General features: G+C 33.5%; 1 protein-coding gene. It reads left to right on the forward strand.

The annotated features are described in order from the left end of the window. Window positions 1–524: 524 nt before the first annotated feature. Window positions 525–3735 (forward strand): hypothetical protein (locus ABD766_RS14890; RefSeq protein ID WP_344817427.1); only part of this gene is annotated, 3211 nt, incomplete at its 3' end.

Genomic DNA, 3735 nt, shown 5'->3' on the forward strand with positions numbered 1-3735 from the left:
TCAAAACTTTGAATTAGGAAACCAATATCAATCTGGAGTTTACAATGTAATTGTATCTCAAGAATCAAATTCTAAAACTATTAGAGTCGTTAAAAGATAAACTAAACTTTTTATTTAAACTCAAAAACCGTCTCAATAAAAATTGAGGCGGTTTTTTTATTAATGATTGTCTTGTCTTGAAATGGAAATACAATATGGCATGCCAAAAGACAAAAAAAAGGTAAGCAACAAAACAATACTATAAATTGTATAAATACCATTCATTAAAAAAACGCATAAAATCAAACCATAAAACCACCTGAAAAATAATAAACAAGTCAAAAATTAAAAATCTTCATCAATTCTCATAATATGAAACTAAAAAAACGCTTTGTTATAAAAAACATAATTTTAAAATAATATCAAAAACTTGTTTTTCAATTATTTACAATTTTTTTAAAGATAAAACATCTATACTTTTTCTATACACTCTATTGAATTTTGTATTTTACATTTGTGTTGTTAAAAAATTAAATATTAATTATATGAAACAAAAATTATTTTGCTTTAAAAGGCACAACAAGAAAATTTTTATTTTAATGCTATTTTTGATAGGGATATGGAATGCCGAAGGACAAACTTTATTTGTCCGTTGGGGAGAATCACTACAATCAACTACTACAACTACCTATCCTTTTTCATCAAATTATGTTTTACCCGGCAATGGAATAACAGCAACTGAAAACTACAATGGGTTGCAACTAGAAAATGATACCAGATACTTTTTTCGGAACTTGAATGCATCCACAACTTTAAATACTGCAACTGCACCTTATTTGCAGTACACCATCAATTTATCTAGTACAAAAAAAATCGATTTTGATCGTTTTGTAATTTACGGGTTTCAACATAACGAAGGTAAAGCTCAGTTAAGATGGAGTGTTGATAATTACGCAACAAGTTTGGGTGAATTTAGTACTGCAAATACATATAATCTAACATCTAGAAATTTAAATTCACTGCCCGATTTCGTTGGTACAACAGTTTCATTTAGAATTTACTTTTATAATGCTTTAGGTTCTCTTGTATGGAATGGTCAGCCGCTGGGCAAAATTATTGCCTTGACATCGAGTGTGGCTGCTGGAAATTTGCCACAAACTTCATTCGATGGTACCCCATCAACATATTGGTCTGCTTGGAATAGAGTTGGTATTTATGTTAATTCTATCGATGATCCAGTTCAAAACATAAATATTGTGGCTTCTGGCGGAGCGACAGAAGGTTCTGGTTGGAGTTATACAAACGGCGTCATAAACGCTAATACATTTTCAGATGTTAATATCAATGCATCAGATATTGTTTCAAAATTAAACCAAGGAAATTTAACAATAAACTCAAACGCAAGCGTTACAATTTCTGCAAGTATTACATCAACCAACAATAACTCACTAACGTTTAAAGCCGCAAGAAATATTTTACAAAACTCAGGAGCTGATGTTTCTACTAATGGAGGAAATATAACATATTGGTCTGATAGTGATAATAGTGGAGAAGGTTCAGTCGCCATTGGAACTAAAAATACTAATAGTGGCGAAGAAGTTTTGTCTAGAGGAGGTAATATTACAATTTCTGGCGGATCCGATTTAAATACTGGATACGCAAGGGGCTCTAATGACTTCGCTGCATGGGACATTTCGAATCCTTATGCTGGAGTGTTTTTAATTAACTCTACCCTTGATGCTAGAGGTTCTCATTGGTCTGTGAGTGGTAACATTAATGTAAGAGGTTCTGTTACAAGTGCCTTGGGAACAAAAATGGCTAATGGAGTATATTCAAGAAATGCAAAAATATACACACATTCTAATGGTTCAATTTCTATAGATGGAGATGCGACCACATGTGTTGGTACTGCAATGGCTTTATTTGGAGATAATAATAGACCTAAAGGAGTTTATATAACATCAAGCATATTACAGGTTCATGATGGAGACTTATCAATTAGAGGTGCTGGTAATACTGCTGTAAATGATGCTCGTGGAGTTTTTATAAGTGGAAATACTACAGCATCAAATTCAACTTTTATTAATTCAAATCAGGGTTCAATTACCATAACTGATTATACTCCTAACACTTCTGCAAATAGTGGTAATAATTATACTGGCATGTATTTATATTCTCCTGTTATAGGACAAAGTGATATTACTGATTATTCTTTTGGAAGTGGTAATCTTACTTTAAGAGCAGATAAAATTCATTTTAATGGTAGTGCTTTTAGTACATTACATGGACCAGTTCAACTAAATACTTCAGGGAATATAATTATCGAACCTTTCAATGCATCATTTATAAACTGGACTGCTCCAGTTGGTACAGGAACTCTTCATCAAATGATTGATAGAATTCGATTTGGTTCTCCAGGATATGTTCAGATTGGAAAGCCAGGTAATACATCTAATATTGCAATGGGATTACAAGCTGCTGGTGGTGCAACTTTATTTTTTGAAGGATGGGGACTAGACTTAAATATTTATGGTAATGAAGTAAGATTCAATCAAACGATAAGCGGTCAAAACCTTACACTTTATAATACAGGAACTTGTCAATTTAATTTTGGTACAACAGCAAGTTTTAATTTACCTTTAAGTTTTGATCATTTACAATTATATGGATCAGGATTTACAAATCTAAATAGTAATTTTAATACTTTTAATGTTTTAACGGTTGGTAAAACTAATGCACCTGCTGGACCTTTTAGAATATTTAATCAAAGTGATATATTAATTTCTGATTCAAATATTTCACAAGGTATAGGAATTAATTCAACTGGACGCATTGAGATAAGAACTTTCCAAGAAGGTAATATTTATATCGATAGAACAATTAAAACTTCCATAGCTAATGACTTAGGTGCTATACTTTTAATAGCTGATTCAGGTAAAGCTGCAAATGCGCTCTGCGATTCATCAGGTACGGGTGGAAAAATTGTTTTTGAAAGATCAAGTGCCAATATTGATATTCCAGCAACAAGTAGAGCCAGATTATACAGCAGTTCACCATCACAAAGTACACGTCTATCCACTAAAGCTACTGGTGGTGTTTTTTTCAGGCAACTATCTAACACAACTGGTTTTAGCCCAAATACTGGAATTCAAGCATTTTACCGTGCTGATCAAGAATATCCTATAAGTAGCCCAAGTATTATATCAGGTGAATCTGCATTAGCTGCTACAACTACCACTGCAACTTACTCAATAAATGCTGTAAATGGAGCGACTAGTTATATTTGGGATCTACCAGCTGGTATGACGCTAGCTTCTCAAACAGGTCCATCGATAACAGTTACTTTATCTGCTACTTATACTGATGGTACGCTTCGTGTAAAAGCAATTAATCCTTGTAATGAAAGCCCAACTCGTTCGCTGCGCGTTCGTAGAGCAGCTCCAATTGCACCAGGAGGTTTTGCTCTAGCGGTTTCAGGTACTCTTGAATTGTGTCCTAGTGCTACAGAAGTTTATACTGCTACTTCTGTAACAGGTGGTACTTATCTTTGGACAGTACCTACGGGTATTACTGTTGTATCTGGTCAGGGAACTTCAAGTATAACGGTTTCTTCAACTTCAGATTTTGTGTCGGGTCAAATTCGAGTTAGTTGTTCTACAGCAACAGCTACCCAACTAGCTTCAATTAATGTTTCTGGTGCTCCACTTCCTTCTGTAATAGCAGGACCAAGTACTGTATGTTCTTTAACACAAGCAA

Source organism: Flavobacterium cheonanense, from assembly GCF_039539185.1.
GTDB lineage: Bacteria > Bacteroidota > Bacteroidia > Flavobacteriales > Flavobacteriaceae > Flavobacterium > Flavobacterium cheonanense.